The organism is Streptomyces sp. NPDC044003, from assembly GCF_056435185.1.
Map to the genome: position 1 here is coordinate 1 of NZ_JBWKFA010000002.1, position 19,641 is coordinate 19,641.

16 protein-coding genes and 1 rRNA gene are annotated in these 19,641 nt (G+C 71.8%); 9 read left to right on the forward strand and 8 right to left on the reverse strand.

The window, feature by feature from the left end:
- Positions 1-136: 136 nt before the first annotated feature.
- Positions 137-253, forward strand: a 5S ribosomal RNA gene (gene rrf, locus AC07AW_RS06680).
- A 94-nt stretch (positions 254-347) separates the two neighbouring features.
- Here rrf and AC07AW_RS06685 read toward each other — a convergent pair.
- From AC07AW_RS06685 to AC07AW_RS06705, 5 genes are read right to left on the reverse strand one after another with little or no spacing between them, the layout of a single operon-like run.
- Positions 348-1,658: a DUF58 domain-containing protein gene (locus AC07AW_RS06685; RefSeq protein WP_478814403.1), complete on the reverse strand. Its 1,311-nt coding sequence runs from the start codon at positions 1,656-1,658 to the stop codon at positions 348-350.
- Positions 1,659-1,670: 12 nt separating this feature from the next.
- Positions 1,671-2,654: an AAA family ATPase gene (locus tag AC07AW_RS06690; protein ID WP_478814404.1), complete on the reverse strand. Its 984-nt coding sequence runs from the start codon at positions 2,652-2,654 to the stop codon at positions 1,671-1,673.
- Complete coding sequence (locus AC07AW_RS06695) at positions 2,651-3,868, reverse strand: DUF4350 domain-containing protein (protein WP_478814405.1); 1,218 nt, start codon at positions 3,866-3,868, stop codon at positions 2,651-2,653. Before AC07AW_RS06695 ends, AC07AW_RS06690 begins: the two co-directional genes overlap by 4 nt.
- The gene (locus AC07AW_RS06700) at positions 3,865-4,557 is read right to left on the reverse strand and encodes a DUF4129 domain-containing protein (RefSeq protein ID WP_478814406.1); all 693 of its coding nucleotides are present in this window, start codon (positions 4,555-4,557) and stop codon (positions 3,865-3,867) included. The genes AC07AW_RS06695 and AC07AW_RS06700 overlap by 4 nt, the downstream gene beginning before the upstream one ends.
- A gap of 4 nt (positions 4,558-4,561) precedes the next feature.
- Positions 4,562-5,776, reverse strand: a complete 1,215-nt coding sequence (locus AC07AW_RS06705; protein ID WP_478814407.1) for a DUF7847 domain-containing protein — start codon at positions 5,774-5,776, stop codon at positions 4,562-4,564.
- 329 nt (positions 5,777-6,105) lie between these two features.
- On the opposite strand from AC07AW_RS06705, the gene mtrA reads away from it, so the two are divergent.
- From mtrA to AC07AW_RS06735, 6 genes are all read left to right on the forward strand, one after another.
- Positions 6,106-6,783, forward strand: coding sequence for a two-component system response regulator MtrA (gene mtrA, locus AC07AW_RS06710; protein WP_010356958.1), 678 nt, complete (start codon positions 6,106-6,108; stop codon positions 6,781-6,783).
- A 1-nt stretch (position 6,784) separates the two neighbouring features.
- The gene (gene mtrB, locus AC07AW_RS06715; protein ID WP_478814408.1) at positions 6,785-8,770 is read left to right on the forward strand and encodes an MtrAB system histidine kinase MtrB; all 1,986 of its coding nucleotides are present in this window, start codon (positions 6,785-6,787) and stop codon (positions 8,768-8,770) included.
- Complete coding sequence (locus AC07AW_RS06720; protein ID WP_478814409.1) at positions 8,760-10,625, forward strand: LpqB family beta-propeller domain-containing protein; 1,866 nt, start codon at positions 8,760-8,762, stop codon at positions 10,623-10,625. The genes mtrB and AC07AW_RS06720 overlap by 11 nt, the downstream gene beginning before the upstream one ends.
- 88 nt (positions 10,626-10,713) lie before the next feature.
- Entirely contained in the window at positions 10,714-11,517 is an 804-nt protein-coding gene (locus AC07AW_RS06725) for a ComF family protein (protein ID WP_478814410.1), read from the forward strand.
- 294 nt (positions 11,518-11,811) lie between these two features.
- The gene (gene hpf, locus AC07AW_RS06730) at positions 11,812-12,492 is read left to right on the forward strand and encodes a ribosome hibernation-promoting factor, HPF/YfiA family (protein ID WP_478814411.1); all 681 of its coding nucleotides are present in this window, start codon (positions 11,812-11,814) and stop codon (positions 12,490-12,492) included.
- A gap of 210 nt (positions 12,493-12,702) precedes the next feature.
- On the forward strand, positions 12,703-13,455 hold the full coding sequence (locus AC07AW_RS06735; RefSeq protein ID WP_017237000.1) for a response regulator: 753 nt from the start codon (positions 12,703-12,705) through the stop codon (positions 13,453-13,455).
- Between the two features lie 12 nt (positions 13,456-13,467).
- Here AC07AW_RS06735 and AC07AW_RS06740 read toward each other — a convergent pair whose 3' ends face one another.
- Both AC07AW_RS06740 and AC07AW_RS06745 read right to left on the reverse strand, forming a co-directional pair.
- On the reverse strand, positions 13,468-14,631 hold the full coding sequence (locus tag AC07AW_RS06740) for a winged helix-turn-helix domain-containing protein (protein WP_478814412.1): 1,164 nt from the start codon (positions 14,629-14,631) through the stop codon (positions 13,468-13,470).
- A gap of 39 nt (positions 14,632-14,670) precedes the next feature.
- Entirely contained in the window at positions 14,671-15,246 is a 576-nt protein-coding gene (locus AC07AW_RS06745; protein ID WP_478814413.1) for a GNAT family N-acetyltransferase, read from the reverse strand.
- A 239-nt stretch (positions 15,247-15,485) separates the two neighbouring features.
- On the opposite strand from AC07AW_RS06745, the gene secA reads away from it, so the two are divergent.
- A complete protein-coding gene (gene secA / locus AC07AW_RS06750; RefSeq protein WP_478814414.1) occupies positions 15,486-18,296 on the forward strand; it encodes a preprotein translocase subunit SecA in 2,811 nt (936 codons plus the stop codon).
- Positions 18,297-18,348: 52 nt separating this feature from the next.
- On the opposite strand, the gene AC07AW_RS06755 is transcribed toward secA, so the two are convergent.
- Entirely contained in the window at positions 18,349-18,831 is a 483-nt protein-coding gene (locus AC07AW_RS06755) for an Rv3235 family protein (protein ID WP_478814415.1), read from the reverse strand.
- Positions 18,832-19,105: 274 nt separating this feature from the next.
- Between AC07AW_RS06755 and AC07AW_RS06760 the strand changes: the two genes are divergently transcribed.
- Positions 19,106-19,612, forward strand: a complete 507-nt coding sequence (locus AC07AW_RS06760) for a DUF6912 family protein (protein ID WP_478814416.1) — start codon at positions 19,106-19,108, stop codon at positions 19,610-19,612.
- Positions 19,613-19,641: the final 29 nt, after the last annotated feature.

Genomic DNA, 19,641 nt, shown 5'->3' on the forward strand with positions numbered 1-19,641 from the left:
AAGCCCAGTAATGGGTGGAGCTGACCGGTACTAATAGGCCGAGGGCTTGTCCTCAGTTGCTCGCGTCCACTGTGTTAGTTCTGAAGCAACGAACACGCCCCCTGCGGGGTGCGGCGGTTCGTGAACTTCATAGAGTTTCGGTGGTCATAGCGTTAGGGAAACGCCCGGTTACATTCCGAACCCGGAAGCTAAGCCTTTCAGCGCCGATGGTACTGCAGGGGGGACCCTGTGGGAGAGTAGGACGCCGCCGAACAATCATTGTGGGAAAGCCCCGCACCTCATGGTGCGGGGCTTTTCTGCGTTTACGGCACGTCCCCTTTCGGAGGGGGCGTTCGTCGCCGTCCGGCTCAGAGGCGGCCGGCTGCTTTCAGGGCCAGGTAGGCGTCTGCCAGGGCGGGGGCGAGGGTGTCGGGGGTGGCGTCGACGACCGTGACGCCATGACGCTGGAGCTGGTCCGCGGTGCGGGCGCGCTGGGACTGGGTCTGAGTGGCCGCTGCGGCCTCGTAGACGGCTTCGATGGTGCCGCGGGCCTCGGCCATGCGCGTGACGTGAGGATCGGCGACCGAGGCCACCAGGACCGTGTGGCGCTGGGCGAGCTGCGGGAGGACCGGGAGGAGGCCCTCCTCGATCGGGGCCGCGTCGAGGCTGGTCAGGAGGACGATCAGCGAGCGGCGCGGGGCGCGTGCCAGAGCCGTCGCGGCCAGGCCGCGGGCGTCCGTCTCGACTAGTTCGGGTTCCAGCGGGGCGAGGGCGTTGACCACGGCCGGGAGGACGTCGCCGGCGGAGCGGCCCTGGACCTGGGCGCGGAGGCGGCGGTCGTAGGCCAGCAGGTCCACACGATCACCGGCGCGGGAGGCGAGCGCGGTGAGGAGGAGAGCCGCGTCCATCGAGGCGTCCAGGCGGGGCACGTCGCCGACGCGGCCCGCCGAGGTACGACCGGTGTCGAGGACGATCAGGATGTGCCGGTCGCGCTCGGGGCGCCAGGTGCGGACCGCGACAGCGGTCTGCCGGGCCGTGGCCCGCCAGTCGATCGAGCGGGTGTCGTCGCCGGGGACGTACTCGCGGAGGCTGTCGAACTCCGTGCCCTCGCCCCGGGTGAGCACGCTGGTGCGGCCGTCGAGTTCGCGGAGCCGGGCCAGGCGCGACGGCAGGTGCTTGCGGCTGGTGAAGGGCGGCAGGACACGGACGGCCCAGGGGACCTCGTGGTGGCCCTGGCGGGCCGCGAGGCCGAGGGGGCCGAAGGAACGGACCGTGATCCGTTCGGCGTGGCGGTCTCCGCGACGGGTCGGGCGCAGGCTCGTGGTGAGGCGGCGGCGCTCGCCGGCGGGGACGGTCAGCCGGCGGCGTGAGGAGGCCTGTTCGGTGCCGGGGAGCCAGCTGCTGGGCGGCCAGGCGTCGCGGAGCTGGGCGCGGAGGCGGCGGCGGGACGGGTTGGTGACGGTGAGCTGGACCTCGGCTCCGTCACCGAGTCGAACGGATGTGTCACCACTTCGGGTGAATTGGAGCGTTCGCACTGGCGCCGCCAGAGCGTAGTCGCACAGAATTGCGAGGGAGAGAGGCGCGTTCACCGCGAGCATCCCCGCCCAGCTGGGGGCGAGGATGCCGACGGGGAGCGATCCGAGGGCGGCGAGCAGCGCGGTTCGTCCGGTGAGGGCCATGGGGCGCCGTTCTCAGCGGGGGACGGGGACGTGGGCGAGGATCGAGTTGATGACGGAGTCGGGGGTGACTCCCTCCATCTCGGCCTCGGGCCGCAGGTGGATGCGATGACGCAGGGTGGGGAGAGCGAGGGCCTTCACATCGTCCGGGGTGACGTAGTCCCGGCCGGTGAGCCAGGCCCAGGCGCGGGCGGTGGAGAGCAGGGCGGTGGCGCCTCGGGGAGAGACCCCGAGCGTGAGTGAGGGGGATTCACGCGTGGCACGACAGATATCGACGACATAGCCGGCGATCTCGGCGGAGACCGAGACCTTGGCGACGGCGGCCCTGGCCGCTTCCAGCTCGGCGGGTCCTGCGACGGGGCGGACGCCGGCGGCCTTCAGGTCGCGGGGGTCGAATCCCTCGGCGTGACGGGTGAGGACATGGATCTCGTCCGCACGCGAGGGCAGAGGGACCGTCAGCTTCAGGAGGAACCGGTCCAGTTGGGCCTCGGGGAGCGGGTAGGTGCCCTCGTACTCGACGGGGTTCTGGGTCGCGGCGACCAGGAACGGCTCCGGGAGGAGGCGCGGGGTGCCGTCGACCGTGACCTGGCGCTCCTCCATCGCCTCCAGGAGGGAGGACTGGGTCTTCGGGGGCGTGCGGTTGATCTCGTCGGCGAGCAGCAGGTTGGTGAAGACCGGGCCGGGCTGGAAGGAGAACTCCGCGGTGCGGGCGTCGTAGACCAGGGAGCCGGTGACGTCGCTCGGCATCAGGTCGGGGGTGAACTGGACGCGCTTGGTGTCGAGTTCGAGCGCGGCGGCCAAGGAGCGGACCAGGAGGGTCTTGGCGACTCCGGGGACGCCTTCGAGGAGGACGTGTCCCCGGCAGAGCAGGGCGACGACGAGACCGGTGACGGCGGGGTCCTGGCCGACCACGGCCTTCGCGATCTCGGTGCGCAGGGCCTCCAGGGAGGCGCGGGCGCTGTCCGAGTGCGTGGCGGTCTCGGGGGTCGGGGCGCTCATGAGGTGCGTACCTCTCTTTCTAGGGCGTCGAGTTGGTCCGCCAGGCGGATGAGGGTGGCGTCGTCGGCGGGAGCCGGGCCGAAGAGGAGGTTCTTGGGATCCGCGGTGGTCTCGGGGAGACGGGCGGAGAGTGCGGGGAGGAGACGGTCGGGGGAGTGGGCGTCCTGGACGGGGACGCCGAGCAGCGGGGCGAGCCGGGAGCGGGTCGCGGTGCGCAGGACGGAGGCGGCGCGGTCGCGGGCGTTGGCCTTGCGGTAGAGGCGGGCGCGGCCCTCGGTGGCCTCCGAGGCGCGGAGGGCCACGGGGAGGCGCTCGGTGACCAGGGGGCCGAGGCGGCGGCCGCGCCAGAGGGCGGCGAGCAGGGCGGCGAGGGCGAGTTGGAGGGCGCCCCACAGCCAGCCGGAGGGGATGAGGGCGAGGAAGTTGCCCGTGGTGTCGTCGGCCGGTGTGTCGGCGGTGGCCGAGGCATCGGAGAGGGAGGGGAGGTACCAGACGAGATGGGGCTGGGAGCCGAGGAGTTGCAGGGCCAGCGAGGCGTTGCCCCGTTGGTCGAGGCGGGAGTTGTAGAGGATGTCGGGCGAGCCGAGGAGGACCGTGTCGCAGGTGCCGGTGCCGGTGCCGGTGTTGTCGGCGGGGAGCTGGAGCAGGGTCGGCAGGCCGTCGGCGCGGTAGCAGGCGGAGGCGGTGGTGGCGGGGGAGGTCTCGTAGCGTTCGCCGCCGAGGTCGACGCTGCCGGCGCGGGTGGCGGCCGGGAGGGTGCAGGCGGGAGTGCGTTCCCGTACCGGAGTGCTCGGGGCGCTGGTGACTCCCGGAGCGAGGGTGGAGAGGGAGGCACGGCCGGCGCCGATGAGGACCGTGCGGCCGGTGGAGTTCTCCATGGCCCTGTGGAGTGTGGACTGCTGGTTGTCCGTCAGCAGGTCGGGGGTGGTGACCAGGAGGGTCGTTCCGGTGTCCGTGGCCGCGGTGGCCTCGTCGAGGCTGGTGGCGAGGGTGACGGTGACACCGCGGGCCTTGAGGAGCTCGGCGACGGCCAGGCTGCCATGGGGGTCGGCGGAGCGCGGGTCGAGGGAGCCGTGGGCGTCGGTGGACCGGATCGTCGCGAGGGCGAGGCCGCCGATCAGGACCAGGGCGAGGACGAGGGCGGTGCCGCGGACGCGGGTCCACACCTGGCGGGCGGTGGGGGCGGTCGACGTGACGGCGGCCGGGCGGCTCATGCGGGGGTCCCCGTGGAGGCGGTGTCGAGGGTGGGGCGGGTCCGCTCCAGGGCGGTGTCCAGTGCCTCGACGCGGCGGTATGCGGGCTCGTCGGCGGTGCGGCCGCCGTATGTGACGTCGTCGAAGGTGCGGGCCGCGAGGCGCAGGTCGTCCGCGTGGGAAGGGAGGGAGCGGCCGGCTTCGGCGGCGGCCTCGTCGGCGGTGCGGCCGGGGCGGGGTTCGAGGAGGGTGCGCTCTTCGAGGGAGCGGACGATGGCGCGCATCCGTTCCTGGACGGCCTCGTTCCAGCGGCCGGCGGAGGCGTGCCGGGCGGCGGCCGTGCGGTGGTCCCGTGCGGTGAGGGGGCCGTCGGCGAAGAGCGAGTCGCCGGTGGTGCCGGGGGAGCGGTGCGGGGTGCCGAGGCGCCACCAGAGGGCGGCGGCGAGGGCGGCCACGAGCAGGACGACGACGACCAGGCCGAGGACGCCGCCCGGGGTGGCCCCCGCAGCGGTGCCGAAGAGGTCGTCCAGCCACTCCCAGAAGCGGTCGAGGCCGCGCTGGAGGAGGTTCGGGTCGTTCTGGTGGTACTTCGGGTCGGACAGCTCCCGCTCCGCCGCCTCGCGGGCGGGGATGCGGGAGATGTCCACCGGTGTGTCGCCGTCGGCGCGCAGCCGTGTCAGTGCTGCGGCCGCTCCCCCCGTGACGGTCACCGCATCAGCCCCCGACGGTGTCGGTGCCCGGCGTGGGGCCGTAGCCGGGGAGACCCGCGGCCCGGGCCAGTTCGAGGTCCAGGGCTTCGCGGCGGATGCGCTGGTCCACGTAGAGCAGGACCGTGACACCGGCCGAGATCGGGTAGGTGATCGCGCTGGTGATCACGCCGCCGATGCCCGTGACGATGAGGAACGGCCAGCCGAAGGTGGTGGCGGTGCCGGAGAGCAGGCCCTCGAAGCCGTCGCCGTCCACGGCGAAGCCGATGACGGTGAACGGGATCGCGATGATCATGGCGAAGAGGAAGATCAGCAGCTGCGTGAGCATCGTGATGCCGAAGATCCGCCACCACGAGCCCTGCACCAGCTTCGCCGAGCGCTTCAGCGACGGGACGACGCCCCGGCGCTCCAGCATCAGGGCGGGGGAGGAGAGGCTGAAGCGGATCATCAGCCAGACGACCGCCACGATGGCGCCGAGACCGCCGAGGAAGGTGAGGGCCACGCCGGCGGCGCCGCCGATCAGGAGGCCGGGGAACAGGCCGACGCTCACGATGGCGACGGCCATCGCCGCGAGCAGCAGGGTCAGGCCGAGCAGCTGGAGCAGCCGCGGGCGGGCCTCCTGCCAGGCGGAGCCCAGCGAGACCGGGCGGCCGAGGACCGCGCGGCTGATGACGACGGTCAGCAGGGCGGCGCTCACGAGCGACGCCATCATCGTCACGAGCAGTGCGGGGCCCAGGCCGATCAGGGAGGCCTGGGCGGAGTCCAGGGACTGCTCCAGCTGTTCGGCGGGCGTGGCGTCCGGGTTGAGTTCCGGGGCGGCCGGCACGAGGTAGCGCTGGGCCAGGATGTCGGCGATCTGGGAGATCACCGCGACCGTGACCGTGATGGAGAGGACCGTGCGCCAGTAGGTGCGGAGGGTCTTCACCGCGCCGTCGAGGATCTCGCCCATGCCCAGCGGCCGCAGCGGGATGACTCCGGGCTTCGCGGCCGGAGGCCTGCCCCAGTTGACGTTCGGAGGCGGGGTTCCCCAGTTCTGGCCGGGTGCGGAGGGCGGGGTCCGGTCGGTCGGCGGGGACCACTGGCCGGCGGGCGGCTGGTCCTTGGACCACTGGGTGGCGGAGCCGTTCGCGTCGGCCGCGGCGGGGGGCACGGGGGTCCCCGAGCCGTCCGGGCCGTCGGAGGGGGCGGATCCGGGCGAGGTCCAGCCCGGAGTGTCGTTCACGGTCGTCCACCTCGGAGGAATGGTCGCGGTGCCGGATCGGCGAACCGGCTCGGTCACGGCGGCCGACACCTGACACGGCGGCGGGCCGGGTGCCATCGTGCCACGCGGGGCCCGCCCGTGGGCCGGAGCCGTGATCTCCTTCGTACCTTTGTCCGGACCTTCATTGTGCGAGCGGTACGCGGCACACTGTGCGGATGCCCGATCAGGTCGCACGAACCGTGCACCGGCGGGCCGAGCGGGCCGTCGACCACAAGATCAGGCCCGGGCTGGGGGAGGCGCTGTGGGACAGGTCACGGCAGGTAACGATTGGCTAATGGGATGATGTCGATATGAAGGGACGCGTTCTTGTCGTCGACGACGACACCGCACTGGCCGAGATGCTCGGCATCGTGCTGCGGGGTGAAGGGTTCGAGCCGTCGTTCGTCGCGGACGGTGACAAGGCGCTTGCCGCTTTCAGAGAGGCAAAGCCCGACCTGGTGCTGCTCGACCTGATGCTGCCCGGAAGGGACGGCATCGAGGTGTGCCGGCTCATCCGGGCCGAGTCCGGGGTGCCGATCGTCATGCTCACGGCCAAGAGCGACACCGTCGACGTGGTCGTGGGCCTGGAGTCGGGCGCCGACGACTACATCGTGAAGCCGTTCAAGCCGAAGGAGCTCGTCGCCCGGATCCGGGCGCGGCTGCGGAGGTCCGAGGAGCCCGCTCCCGAGCAGCTCACCATCGGCGACCTGGTCATCGACGTGGCCGGGCACTCCGTGAAGCGGGACGGCCAGTCCATCGCGCTGACCCCGCTGGAGTTCGACCTGCTGGTCGCGCTGGCGCGCAAGCCGTGGCAGGTGTTCACGCGTGAGGTGCTTCTGGAGCAGGTGTGGGGCTACCGGCACGCGGCCGACACCCGGCTGGTGAACGTGCACGTCCAGCGGCTGCGCTCGAAGGTCGAGAAGGACCCCGAGCGCCCGGAGATCGTGGTCACCGTCCGCGGTGTCGGTTACAAGGCGGGACCGAGCTGACATGAGTACAGGCAGTACTGCTCCGAGGCCCGGGGACCCGGGAGTCCGTACGGGGCGGACTGCCGGACCGGGGCGGGGGGGCTCGCGTTTCGGCCGTCTGCTCCGCAGCAGGGCCGTCCTTCGGCTCTTCGCGCGCTGGGTGCGCCGTCCGCTGCTGCCCGCCGTGCGGCTGTGGCGACGGAACATCCAGCTGAGGATCGTCGCGGGCACCCTGCTGATGTCCCTCGGAGTCGTGCTGCTGCTCGGCATCGTCGTCATCGGGCAGGTCCGCAACGGTCTGCTCGACGCCAAGGAGAGGGCCGCCCAGAGCCAGGCCGCCGGAGGGTTCTCCGCCGCCCAGGACCGGGCGGCGACCACCCCCTCGGCGCCCGGGCAGCAGGACGGCGGACGGGCCGGCGCCTCCGTGAACTGGCGCTCCACGCTGGTCGAACAACTCGCCAGCGGTGGTCAGAGCGCCTTCAACGTGGTCGCGCTCTCCCTCGACACCGGTGACACCGCGAGCCGCGGCGCCCGCGCCTCCGGCGAGGTCGACCCGACCACGAGCATCCCGGCGGACCTGCGGCCCTCGGTCGCCCAGGGCACCGGGACCTTCCAGAAGTTCACGCGCATCCACTACACCAGCGGCAAGGCGTCCGAGGCCGGACTGGTGATCGGCAAGCGGCTGAACGACGCCGACGGCGACCAGTACGAGCTGTACTACCTCTTCCCGCTGACCCAGGAGGAGGACTCCCTCACCCTGGTCAAGGGCACCCTGGCGACCGCCGGACTCTTCGTCGTCGTCCTGCTCGGCGCCATCGCCTGGCTCATGGTGCGCCAGGTCGTCACGCCCGTACGGATGGCCGCGGGGATCGCCGAACGGCTCTCGGCCGGCCGCCTGCAGGAACGCATGAAGGTCACCGGCGAGGACGACATCGCGCGCCTCGGCGAGGCCTTCAACAAGATGGCCTCCAACCTCCAGCTGAAGATCCAGCAGCTGGAGGAGCTCTCGCGGATGCAGCGGCGCTTCGTCTCCGACGTCTCGCACGAGCTGCGCACCCCGCTGACCACCGTCCGGATGGCCGCCGACGTCATCCACGAGGCCCGCGCCGACTTCGACCCGATCACCGCCCGCTCCGCCGAGCTCCTCGGCGACCAGCTCGACCGCTTCGAGTCGCTGCTCTCCGACCTCCTGGAGATCAGCCGCTTCGACGCGGGCGCGGCCGCCCTGGAAGCCGAGCCGATAGACCTGCGCCAGGTCGTCCGCCGGGTCATCGGCGGTGCCGAACCCCTCGCCGAGCGCAAGGGCACCCGGATCGTCGTCCTCGGCGACCAGCAGCCCGTGGTGGCCGAGGCGGACGCCCGCCGGGTCGAGCGGGTGCTGCGCAACCTCGTCGTCAACGCCGTCGAGCACGGCGAGGGCCGCGACGTGGTCGTGAAGCTCGCCGCCGCCGGCGGGGCCGTCGCGGTCGCCGTCCGCGACTACGGCGTCGGGCTCAAGCCCGGCGAGGCCACCCGGGTCTTCAACCGCTTCTGGCGCGCCGACCCGGCACGCGCGCGGACGACCGGCGGCACCGGCCTCGGCCTGTCGATCGCCGTCGAGGACGCGCGGCTGCACGGCGGCTGGCTCCAGGCCTGGGGCGAGGCCGGCGGCGGATCGCAGTTCCGGCTCACCCTGCCGCGCACCGCGGACGAGCCGCTGCGGGGCTCCCCGATCCCGCTGGAGCCCGAGGACTCGCGGCGCAACCGCGAGCAGGCGGCCGCCAGGCGCGAGCAGGAGAGCGGCCGGCTCACCTCGGTGCCGGCGCAGCCCGCGGGCGACCGGCCGGCGCTCGCCGTACCGCCGAGGCTGCCCGCGCCGCCGCGGGCTACCGTCGACCCGACGGCGCTGCCCGGCAGCGGCGCCCGTGTCGTGGCGCGATCGGCGACGGACGGTGACGGTGGGGCGGGTACGACGACGGCCGGCGGGAACGGGCAACTGGAGCGGGAGGACGGGACACGTGGGCGCTGACTCCCGAGCGGAGCACGCGGGGCGGGGACGGAGTACACGCACGGTGGTCCTCGCCGCGTGCGGCGGGCTCCTGGTGACCGGCTGCGCGTCGATGCCCGACAGCGGGGACGTCCAGGCGGTCAAGGGCTCCAACACGGGCGACTCGCAGGTGCGGGTCTACGCCGTCGCGCCCCGGGAGAACGCGGACCCGGACGAGATCGTCGACGGCTTCCTGGAAGCCATGACCAGTGACGACCCCGGCTTCGCCACCGCCCGCAAGTACCTCACGAAGAAGGCCGCGTGGAGCTGGAAGCCGGAGCAGAGCATCACCGTGCTCACCACCGCACCCGACCGCGAGCCGACCGACCGCAACGCCGACCCCGACAACCAGGGCCGCGCCTATCCGCTGTCCGGCCGCAAGATCGCGACCGTGGACGCCCGGCACGCCTACCAGCCGGTCAGCCCCGCCGAGTACCTCCAGTCGATCCATGTGGTGCAGCAGCCGTTGCCGAACGGCAAGGGCAAGGAGTGGCGCATCGACAGCCTCCCGCCCGGCCTGGTCCTCGGCGAGGCCGACTTCCTCCGCAACTACCGGTCGGTCAACAAGTACTACTTCGCCTCCGGGGAGGATCGGGTCGTCGCCGACCCCATCTACATCCGGCAGCGGCAGGACCCCGTCACCCGGATGGATACGGTGACGCAGACGGTCAAGGCGCTCCTCGAAGGCCCGACGAACTGGCTGAAGCCGGCCGTCGACTCGCGGTTCCCCTCCGGTACGGAGCTGAAGAGCGGCGTCACCACCCTGACCACGGACGACCAGTCCACGCTGAGGGTGCCGCTCAACCGCAAGGCGGACCGGGCCGGCGCGGAGGCGTGCCGGCGGATGGCGGCGCAGCTGCTGTTCACGCTGGGCGACCTGACCTCCGTACGGGTCGAGCAGGTGGAGCTCCTCGGGTCGGGCGGGCAGTCGCTGTGCCGGCTGGGCAAGGGCCAGGCCGTCGAGTTCGCGGCGGTGAGCGACACCGAGCGCGAGGAGCACCCCTACTTCGTCGACGAGCACGGCAAGCTGATGAAGCTCCTGGTCGGCGGCAAGGAGGCGGACGCGCCGATCGAGGTTCCGGGGCCGTTCGGGAAGGGCACCGTGCCGCTCGGCTCCGTCGCCGTCGACCGGGGCGAGACCCGGGCCGCCGGGGTCGGCGAGGCCGGCCGCCAGCTCCTCGTCTCCTCCATCACCACGGAGCAGGACCCGCTGCCGCCGGTCCTGACCAGCCGGGCCGCCCGCCCGGCCGACCGGCTGTCCGCCCCCAGCTGGGACGGCAGGGGCGACCTGTGGGTCGCGGACCGGGACCCCGCCGCGCCCCGGCTGTGGATGGTGCCCGACGGCACCGGTCACCCCGTCAGGGTCCACACGCCCTGGCTGGGGGACGACACCCGCATCGAGTCCCTGCGGGTCTCGGCGGACGGCGTACGGATCGCCATGGTCGTCACGCGGGGCGAGCGCACGACCCTGCAGATCGGCCGGATCCAGCGGCAGACGACGGGCGAGGAAACGGTCGTCTCCGTCCTCGACCTCCAGCCCGCCGCGCCCCGGATGGAGTCGGTCACGGCCGTCTCCTGGGCGGGGCCGAGCCGTCTCGTCGTGGTCGGCAAGGAGGCGGGCGGCGTCCAGCAGATCCGCTACCTCCAGACCGACGGCTCGACGTCGACGACCTCGGTGCTCCCCGGTCTGAACGGGGTGACGTCGGTGGCCGCGCCGCACACGGACAAGGCGTCGGTGGTGGCCGACTCCGGCGACGACGGCATCGTCCGGCTGGCGCCCGGGACGAACTGGCAGCCGGTGGCCAAGAAGGGCTTCTCGCCGGTCTACCCGGGCTAGCGCACCCGCGCACCTGACGTACTTCCAGGCTCCCGGCGGGTTTTCCACAGGGGTGGCCGGGAGGCGTCCCGAGGCGCACAGTGGAGCCATGCGGGGGTGGTGGCGCGAGATCGCCGGGCTGGTGCTGCCGGTCGCCTGCGGAGGCTGCGGCAGACCGCGGACGGAGGTGTGCGCGGCCTGCGCGGACGCGCTCGCCGGGGCGGCGCCGCGCAGGGTGCGGCCCTCGCCCGAGCCCGCCGGGCTGCCCGTGGTGCACGCCGCCGCGCCGTACGCCGACGCCGTACGTGAGCTGCTCATCGCCCACAAGGAGCGCGGGGCGCTCACGCTCGCCGGGCCTCTGGGCGGCGCCCTCGCCGGGGCCGTGGCGGCCGCTGCCGGGCCCGTGGCGGGACCCGCGGACGGACCCTTGCTTCTCGTACCCGTGCCGTCCTCGCGGCGTTCCGTACGGGCGCGTGGCCATGATTCGACGCGGCGGATCGCGCTGGCCGCGGCGGCCCGGCTGCGGCGGGCGGGCAGGCCGGCGCGGGTCCTGCCCGTGCTGCGGCAGCGGCGGTACGTGGCGGACCAGGCGGGTCTCGGGGCGCGCGGACGGCTCGCGAACCTGTCGGGGGCGCTGGAGGTCGTGCCGGGCGGGGCGCGGCTCCTGACGGCGGGAAAGGTGATCCTCGTGGACGACCTGATGACCACGGGGGCCTCGCTCGCGGAGGCGGCGCGCGCGCTCGGAGCCGTACACCCGTCGTTCATTCGTGGAATACCGCACGGCTTACCGGCCGGTTCGGCGCAGCGCGGAATCGAACAGCGGGGAGCGGCTGTGATCGCATCCTCTCCCGTCTCGTTCGAAATAAACCGGAACTCGCCGGAAACTTGGATCGTTGCAGGTGGTGAGAGGTGAAAGCACTCGAACGGAGGTATGTCGCGGTAGCGGGTGCCGACACCCGTCCGAAGGGGCTATGTTCGGTTGTGAGGAATGGCGAATGCCATCGCCTCGGCGAATACATGGTTGCGCCTACAGGACAGGAGTTCAGGGCGAATTAACCTCTTGTCGATGGGGTGGAGATCTTGTCGACTGGGGAGGTGGAGGTCGAAGTCGCCAAGTCCGAGCTCCGGTAACCACCGGAGTCTGGTGCAAAGGGAGATGCCCGGCGGCCAAGGAGCCGACCAGGGCGATCCGGGAACGGAGTTCTGCGTGGACATCGTCGTCAAGGGCCGCAAGACCGAGGTGCCCGAGCGGTTCCGCAAGCACGTGGCCGAGAAGCTGAACCTGGAGAAGATCCAGAAGCTCGACGGCAAGGTGATCAGCCTCGACGTCGAGGTGTCCAAGGAGACCAACCCGCGGCAGGCCGACCGGTCCGACCGTGTGGAGATCACCGTCCATTCCCGAGGCCCGGTGATCCGGGCGGAAGCAGCGGCAGGCGACCCTTACGCAGCGCTCGACCTCGCCCACGGCAAGCTCGAGGCCCGACTGCGCAAGCAGCACGACAAGCGGTACACCCGCCGTGGTAACGGCCGGCTGTCCGCGGCGGAGGTCGGGGACGTGGTGCCCGGCGCCGCGAAGCTCAACGGAGACGGCCAACTGGCCGTGGACGAGGCCGACAAGGTGCCCACCACGATGATGGGCTCCATCGAGGTCCAGGGCGAAGGCCCGCTCGTGGTCCGCGAGAAGACCCACCGGGCCGCACCGATGACGCTCGACCAGGCGCTCTACGAGATGGAGCTGGTCGGGCACGACTTCTACCTCTTCGTCGACTCCGACACCAAGCAGCCCAGCGTCGTCTACCGGCGACACGCCTACGACTACGGCGTCATCCACCTGGAGAGCGACCCGCTCGCCGAGGGCGGCGGCGCCGGCGGAGCGCTCGGCGGCTGACCCGCCGCCCCGCACCGCCTCCGAACTGAGGTGTCCCTCTCGGTGCCCCTGGAGCGCATTTTGCGCCCCCAGGGGCACCCCCGTGCGTCCGTGGATCGCCCCGTGGCCGTCCGGGCATGAAATCATGGCGTGCACGCCAACCGGTGCCGAGCGAGCACGGGTTGGAGGACCGGAAACGAATTCAGGCCACGGCCTTCAGGGGGAGGAACGATGGCGGACAGCTTCGGACCGGTGCTCAGCGGGCGCGAGCACGGCGGTGCGGTCCCGGAGGGATCGGATTCGGACAGCGGAGCATTCCGTAAGGAGCCGATCCGGGTCCTCGTCGTGGACGACCATGCCCTCTTCCGTCGGGGACTCGAGATCGTCCTCGCCCAGGAAGAGGACATCCAGGTGGTCGGCGAGGCCGGTGACGGCGCCGAGGCCGTCGACAAGGCCGCCGATCTGCTGCCCGACATCGTTCTGATGGACGTACGGATGCCCCGGCGCGGCGGCATCGAGGCGTGCACCTCCATCAAGGAGGTGGCCCCCAGCGCGAAGATCATCATGCTGACGATCAGCGACGAGGAGGCCGACCTCTACGACGCGATCAAGGCGGGGGCGACCGGCTACCTCCTCAAGGAGATCTCCACCGACGAGGTCGCCACCGCGATCCGCGCGGTCGCCGACGGGCAGTCGCAGATCAGCCCGTCGATGGCGTCCAAGCTCCTCACCGAGTTCAAGTCGATGATCCAGCGCACCGACGAGCGCCGGCTCGTGCCCGCGCCCCGGCTGACCGACCGGGAGCTGGAGGTCCTCAAGCTCGTCGCGACCGGGATGAACAACCGGGACATCGCCAAGGAGCTGTTCATCTCGGAGAACACGGTGAAGAACCACGTCCGGAACATCCTGGAGAAGCTCCAGCTGCACTCCCGGATGGAGGCCGTGGTCTACGCGATGCGGGAGAAGATCCTGGAGATCCGCTGACCCCTTCCGGGCTTAGCCCAGGGCCGCCACCAGGGACTTCGCCAGGTCCGGGTGGTCCACCCGCTCCACCGTCACCGCGTCGCAGCCCACCCACTCGGCCGCCTCGCGCAGGGCCTTCGCCACCGCCGGTACGGCCTTGGGGCCGTCGAGCGAGACCTGCTTCGCCACCAGCGTCCGGCCCTCCCGCGCCGGGTCCACCCGGCCGACGAGCCTGCCCCCGGAGAGGACCGGCATCGCGAAGTAGCCGTGGATCCGCTTCTGCTTCGGCACGTATGCCTCCAGGCGGTGCGTGAAGCCGAAGATCCGCTCCGTGCGGGGCCGCTCCCAGATCAGCGAGTCGAAGGGCGACAGCAGCGTCGTGCGGTGCCGGCCGCGCGGCTCCGTCGCCAGCGCCGCCGGATCCGCCCAGGCGGGCTTCCCCCAGCCCGCCACCGTCACCGGCACCAGGCCCGAGGCCTCCACCACCGCGTCGAACTGCTCGGCCTTGATCCGGTGGTAGTCGGCGATGTCCGCGCGCGTGCCCACGCCGAGCGCCTCGCCCGCCTGCCGCACCAGCCGCCGCACGCACTCGGCGTCGTCCAGCTCGTCATGGAGCAGCGCCTCCGGGATCGCCCGCTCGGCCAGGTCGTACACCCGCTTCCAGCCGCGCCGCTCCGTGACCACGACCTCGCCGTACATCAGGGCCCGCTCGACGGCGATCTTGCTGTCGGACCAGTCCCACCACTCGCCCTTGTTCTTCGCGCCGCCCAGCTCGGTCGCCGTCAGCGGGCCCTGGTCCCGCAGCTGGTCGATCACTTTCTCGTACGCCCCGGCCGACAGCTCGTGTCCCCAGTGCGGCCGGTCGCGGTAGGCACGCCGGCGGAAGGCGAAGTGCGGCCACTCCTCGACGGGCAGGATGCAGGCGGCGTGCGACCAGTACTCGAAGGCGTGCGCCTCGGACCAGTACGCCTTCTCCACCGTCGGGCGCCCCACCGCGCCCAGGCGCGCGTACGGGATGAGCTCGTGCGAGCGGGCGAGGACCGAGATGGTGTCGAGCTGGACCTGCCCGAGCGACCGGAGGACCCCGCGCACCCCGGCCCTGCGGTCGGGCGCGCCCAGGAAGCCCTGGGCGCGCAGGGCGATCCTGCGGGCGTCGTCGGCGGACAGTTCGGCGGCGGGGCGCGGCGCAGTCGTCATGGACCGCACCCTAGGCCCCGCCTCTGACAGCGGGAGCGCTCAGACGTCACGGGCCGGGAGGTACGGCAGCGGGCTCGGCAGGCCGAAGTCGGAGGGGAGCAGGGAGCCGACCCAGGCGTCCCGGAGCGTGCCCTTGTTGGCGAGCCCGGCGCGCTGGACGCCCTCCAGGGCGAAGCCGACGCGCTCGGCCACCGCGCGCGAGCCGGCGTTGCCGACCTCGGCGCGCCAGATCAGACGCGTGCAGCCGAGTCCGGTGAAGGCCCAGTGGGCCAGCGCCCGGACGATCTCGGTCATGTGGCCGGCGCCGCGGTGTTCCTTCGCCAGCCAGTAGCCGACCTCCCAGACGCCCGCGCCGCGACTGGTCAGGCTGGCCGCGGCGAGCAGCGGGCCGCCCTCCACGGGCTCCGCGGCGAAGGCGTACTCGGTGTCCTCGCGCCAGCCGTCCGGGACGAGGCGGTGGACGAAGAGTTCGGCGTCCTCGCGCTTGTACGGGGAGGGGACGACGGTCCAGCGCTGGATGTCGGGGTCCTGGCAGATGGCGTACACGGTGTCGATGTCCTCGGGGACGAAGCTCCGCAGACGCAGCCGGTCGGTGGTGAGGGTGATGGGATCCATGCCGGGATTGTGGTGACCGCGCGGACCGGAAGCGAACACTTTTCGGATGGTGCGGCACCTTCCGCCCACCTCGTGCGTTCTCTTTACGGGCGGACGTACGGCTCCGGCACTGCGGGCCTCCCTGTGCGAGGGCGGTCTCGCTTACGATGGCCGTTGCGGTGGGGACCACCTGCCGTGCCCGCGCTCGCGTCCATCACAAGACCCAGTGCCAGGCCCGACCGGCAAGGAGACCAGCCTCAGTGTCCGTCTTCAACAAGCTCATGCGTGCAGGCGAAGGCAAGATCCTGCGCAAACTGCACCGCATCGCGGACCAGGTCAACTCCATCGAAGAGGACTTCGTCAACCTCTCCGACGCCGACCTGCGGGCGCTCACCGAGGAGTACAAGCAGCGGTACGCCGACGGCGAGAGCCTCGACGACCTGATGCCCGAGGCCTTCGCGACCGTTCGCGAGGCCGCCAAGCGTGTCCTCGGCCAGCGCCACTACGACGTCCAGCTGATGGGCGGCGCCGCGCTCCACCTCGGCCATGTCGCCGAGATGAAGACCGGTGAGGGCAAGACCCTCGTCGGCACCCTCCCGGCGTACCTCAACGCGCTCTCCGGCAAGGGCGTGCACCTGATCACGGTCAACGACTACCTGGCCGAGCGTGACTCCGAGCTCATGGGCCGGGTGCACAAGTTCCTCGGCCTGTCCGTCGGCTGCATCCTGGCCAACATGACGCCGGCCCAGCGCCGCGAGCAGTACGCCTGCGACATCACGTACGGCACGAACAACGAGTTCGGCTTCGACTACCTCCGCGACAACATGGCGTGGTCCAAGGACGAGCTCGTCCAGCGCGGCCACAACTTCGCCTGTGTCGACGAGGTCGACTCCATCCTCGTCGACGAGGCCCGTACGCCGCTGATCATCTCCGGCCCGGCCGACCAGGCGACCAAGTGGTACGGCGACTTCGCCAAGCTGGTCACCCGCCTGAGCAAGGGCGAGCCCGGCAACCCGCTCAAGGGCATCGAGGAGACCGGCGACTACGAGGTCGACGAGAAGAAGCGCACCGTCGCCATCCACGAGGCGGGCGTCGCCAAGGTCGAGGACTGGCTGGGCATCGACAACCTCTACGAGTCGGTGAACACCCCGCTCGTCGGCTACCTGAACAACGCCATCAAGGCGAAGGAACTGTTCAAGAAGGACAAGGACTACGTCGTCATGGACGGCGAAGTCATGATCGTCGACGAGCACACCGGCCGTATCCTCGCCGGCCGCCGCTACAACGAGGGCATGCACCAGGCGATCGAGGCGAAGGAGGGGGTGCCGATCAAGGACGAGAACCAGACCCTCGCCACGATCACCCTCCAGAACTTCTTCCGCCTGTACTCGAAGCTCTCCGGCATGACCGGTACGGCCATGACCGAGGCGGCCGAGTTCCACCAGATCTACAAGCTCGGCGTCGTCCCGATCCCCACGAACAAGCCGATGGTCCGCAAGGACCAGTCGGACCTGATCTACCGGACCGAGGTCGCCAAGTTCGCCGCCGTCGTCGACGACATCGCGGAGAAGCACGAGAAGGGTCAGCCGATCCTCGTCGGCACGACCTCCGTCGAGAAGTCCGAGTACCTCTCGCAGCAGCTCTCCAAGCGCGGCATCCAGCACGAGGTCCTCAACGCCAAGCACCACGAGCGCGAGGCCAGCATCGTCGCCCAGGCCGGCCGCCGCGGCGCCGTCACCGTCGCCACGAACATGGCCGGCCGTGGTACCGACATCAAGCTCGGCGGCAACCCGGACGACCTCGCCGAGGCCGAGCTGCGCCAGGCGGGCCTGGACCCGGTCGAGCACGTCGAGGAGTGGGCCGCGGCCCTGCCCGGCGCCCTGGAGCGGGCCGAGAAGGCCGTGAAGGCGGAGTTCGAGGAGGTCAAGGACCTCGGCGGTCTCTACGTCCTCGGCACCGAGCGCCACGAGTCGCGCCGTATCGACAACCAGCTGCGCGGTCGTTCCGGCCGTCAGGGCGACCCCGGCGAGTCCCGCTTCTACCTCTCGCTCGGCGACGACCTGATGCGTCTGTTCAAGGCGCAGATGGTCGAGCGCGTGATGGCCATGGCCAACGTGCCGGACGACGTCCCGATCGAGAACAAGATGGTCACCCGCGCCATCGCCTCCGCCCAGTCCCAGGTCGAGACCCAGAACTTCGAGACCCGTAAGAACGTCCTGAAGTACGACGAGGTCCTCAACCGGCAGCGCGAGGTCATCTACGGCGAGCGCCGCCGCGTCCTGGAGGGCGAGGACCTGCACGAGCAGATCCGCCACTTCATGGACGACACGATCGACGACTACATCCGCCAGGAGACCGCCGAGGGCTTCGCGGAGGAGTGGGACCTCGACCGTCTGTGGAACGCCTTCAAGCAGCTCTACCCGGTGAAGGTCACCGTGGACGAGCTGGAGGACGCGGCCGGGGACCGGGCCGGCATCACCGCCGAGTTCATCGCCGAGTCCATCAAGGACGACGGCCGCGAGCAGTACGACACCCGCGAGAAGCAGCTCGGCTCGGACATCATGCGCGAGCTGGAGCGGCGCGTGGTCCTCTCCGTCCTCGACCGCAAGTGGCGCGAGCACCTCTACGAGATGGACTACCTCCAGGAGGGCATCGGCCTGCGCGCCATGGCGCAGAAGGACCCGCTGGTCGAGTACCAGCGCGAGGGCTTCGACATGTTCACCGCCATGATGGAGGGCATCAAGGAGGAGTCCGTCGGCTACCTGTTCAACCTGGAGGTCCAGGTCGAGCAGCAGGTCGAGGAGGTCCCGGTGCAGGCGAGCGCGCCGTCGCTCGACAAGGAGGACGTCGTGCCGGCGGGTGCCGGGCGTCCGGAGATCCGCGCCAAGGGGCTCGACACCCCGCAGCGGCCGGACCGGCTGCACTTCTCCGCGCCGACCGTGGACGGGGACGGCGGCGTCGTCGAGGGCGACTTCGCCTCCGACGACATGGACTCCGGCGACGGGCTGACCCGTGCGGAGCGCCGCAAGGCGCAGAAGAACGCGGGTGGCGGGCGTCGCCGCAAGAAGTGACGTTCTGAAGCGGTAGGAGGGGTCGGTCGCCCGGTGGCGGCCGGCCCCTTCGTCATGGGTGGCGGGCGGCCACGCCGAGGCCGTCCAGTTCCACGGCGGCGCAGCGCCAGCGCTGGTCCTCGCCGCGCTCCAGGCGGAACGCCATGGCCCGTACGCGGGCGCCGGTCGCGATGGTCGCGAAGGCCTCGATCGCCGCGTGCGGGTGGTGCACCTGGATCGAGCAGCGGCGGAGGACCGGGCGGGGGCCGAGTGAGCGCAGGGGTGTCTCCGGGGCCAGCCGGACGAGCTGCTCGTACGCGTCTCCGACGGTGTGGCCGAGCATCCAGTGCACGGGCCGCTCCCCGCTCAGGACGGCGAGCAGGCGCTCGGCGAAGACGGTGTGCGGGGGGAGCGTGCGGGGCGGGCCGCCTTGGGCGGGGGTGCGGGGGCGGGTTCCGGCGGAACCACGCGGGCGCGTGCCGGCCGGGCCGCCGGGGGCGTTGCGGGGGCGGGGCCGGGGGAGCGGGGAGGGCGTGGTGGTGAGCGTGGCGTTCATGGCGGTCCCCTGTCGTTGCGTAACCGAGTGATACCAGTCGGTAACTTCCGTTGGGGATCTTGTACGGGGGGACCCCGAGGCCCCGCAAGGACCCCGCCGCGCCGGAGCACCCTCGAAATCGGATCACCTATCCGGGTGACGCGGTCGAAAATCGGCTCTCCGGCGGCTCGGCGGGCGGCCTTCCGCGGTGGACGGACGGCGTGTCCGGCCCGCCGCCCCGAAGGGGGACTCCGCACGTATCCTGAGGGCTCTCCGTCTACGAAAGCGGCCTGCCATGCGCGTCTACGTCCCTCTGACCCTCCCCGGTCTCGCACAGGCGCACAAGGCGGGCGAGCTGGGGCCCGGTCCGCTGACCGCCTACGCCGTCACCCCCGCGCTGCGCGAGTGGTACGTCTCCGACGACATCGAGGAGCTGGAGTACGCGGCGCTCAACCGGGCCGCCTCCGCCTCCCTGCGGCTCCTCGCCGGTGACCCCGAGGCGCCCCGGCGCCGGATCGTCGTCGCCGTGGACGTGGCCGACAAGGACGCGACCGTCGACCCCGACCGCGGGCTCGACGCCGGCTCCATCGGCGAGGTCCGCGTCGCCGGAGCCGTACCGCTGGCCAAGGCCGCGGCCGTGCACGCCGACGCGGACGACGCCGAGGCGGACGTCACGGCGGCGGCGGACGCGCTCGGCGCGGCGGACCAGGGCGACGACGATGCGCAGTTCGTCGTGGACGGGGCCGAGGACCACGAGCTGCTCTGGTTCGGGGTGCAGGAGATTCCCTCCCTGCTGGGCTGACGTCGCTGTCGGCGGGGCCGGGTACCGTC

Bases quoted from the DNA above. Each gene is read 5' to 3' on its own strand.
- mtrB (WP_478814408.1), top strand. From the start codon at position 6,785: ATGAGTACAGGCAGTACTGCTCCGAGGCCCGGGGACCCGGGAGTCCGT.
- AC07AW_RS06760 (WP_478814416.1), top strand. From the start codon at position 19,106: ATGCGCGTCTACGTCCCTCTGACCCTCCCCGGTCTCGCACAGGCGCAC.
- AC07AW_RS06690 (WP_478814404.1), bottom strand. From the start codon at position 2,654: ATGAGCGCCCCGACCCCCGAGACCGCCACGCACTCGGACAGCGCCCGC.
- AC07AW_RS06740 (WP_478814412.1), bottom strand. From the start codon at position 14,631: ATGACGACTGCGCCGCGCCCCGCCGCCGAACTGTCCGCCGACGACGCC.
- mtrA (WP_010356958.1), top strand. From the start codon at position 6,106: ATGAAGGGACGCGTTCTTGTCGTCGACGACGACACCGCACTGGCCGAG.
- AC07AW_RS06755 (WP_478814415.1), bottom strand. From the start codon at position 18,831: ATGAACGCCACGCTCACCACCACGCCCTCCCCGCTCCCCCGGCCCCGC.
- AC07AW_RS06685 (WP_478814403.1), bottom strand. From the start codon at position 1,658: ATGGCCCTCACCGGACGAACCGCGCTGCTCGCCGCCCTCGGATCGCTC.
- AC07AW_RS06735 (WP_017237000.1), top strand. From the start codon at position 12,703: ATGGCGGACAGCTTCGGACCGGTGCTCAGCGGGCGCGAGCACGGCGGT.
- AC07AW_RS06725 (WP_478814410.1), top strand. From the start codon at position 10,714: ATGCGGGGGTGGTGGCGCGAGATCGCCGGGCTGGTGCTGCCGGTCGCC.
- AC07AW_RS06745 (WP_478814413.1), bottom strand. From the start codon at position 15,246: ATGGATCCCATCACCCTCACCACCGACCGGCTGCGTCTGCGGAGCTTC.
- AC07AW_RS06695 (WP_478814405.1), bottom strand. From the start codon at position 3,868: ATGAGCCGCCCGGCCGCCGTCACGTCGACCGCCCCCACCGCCCGCCAG.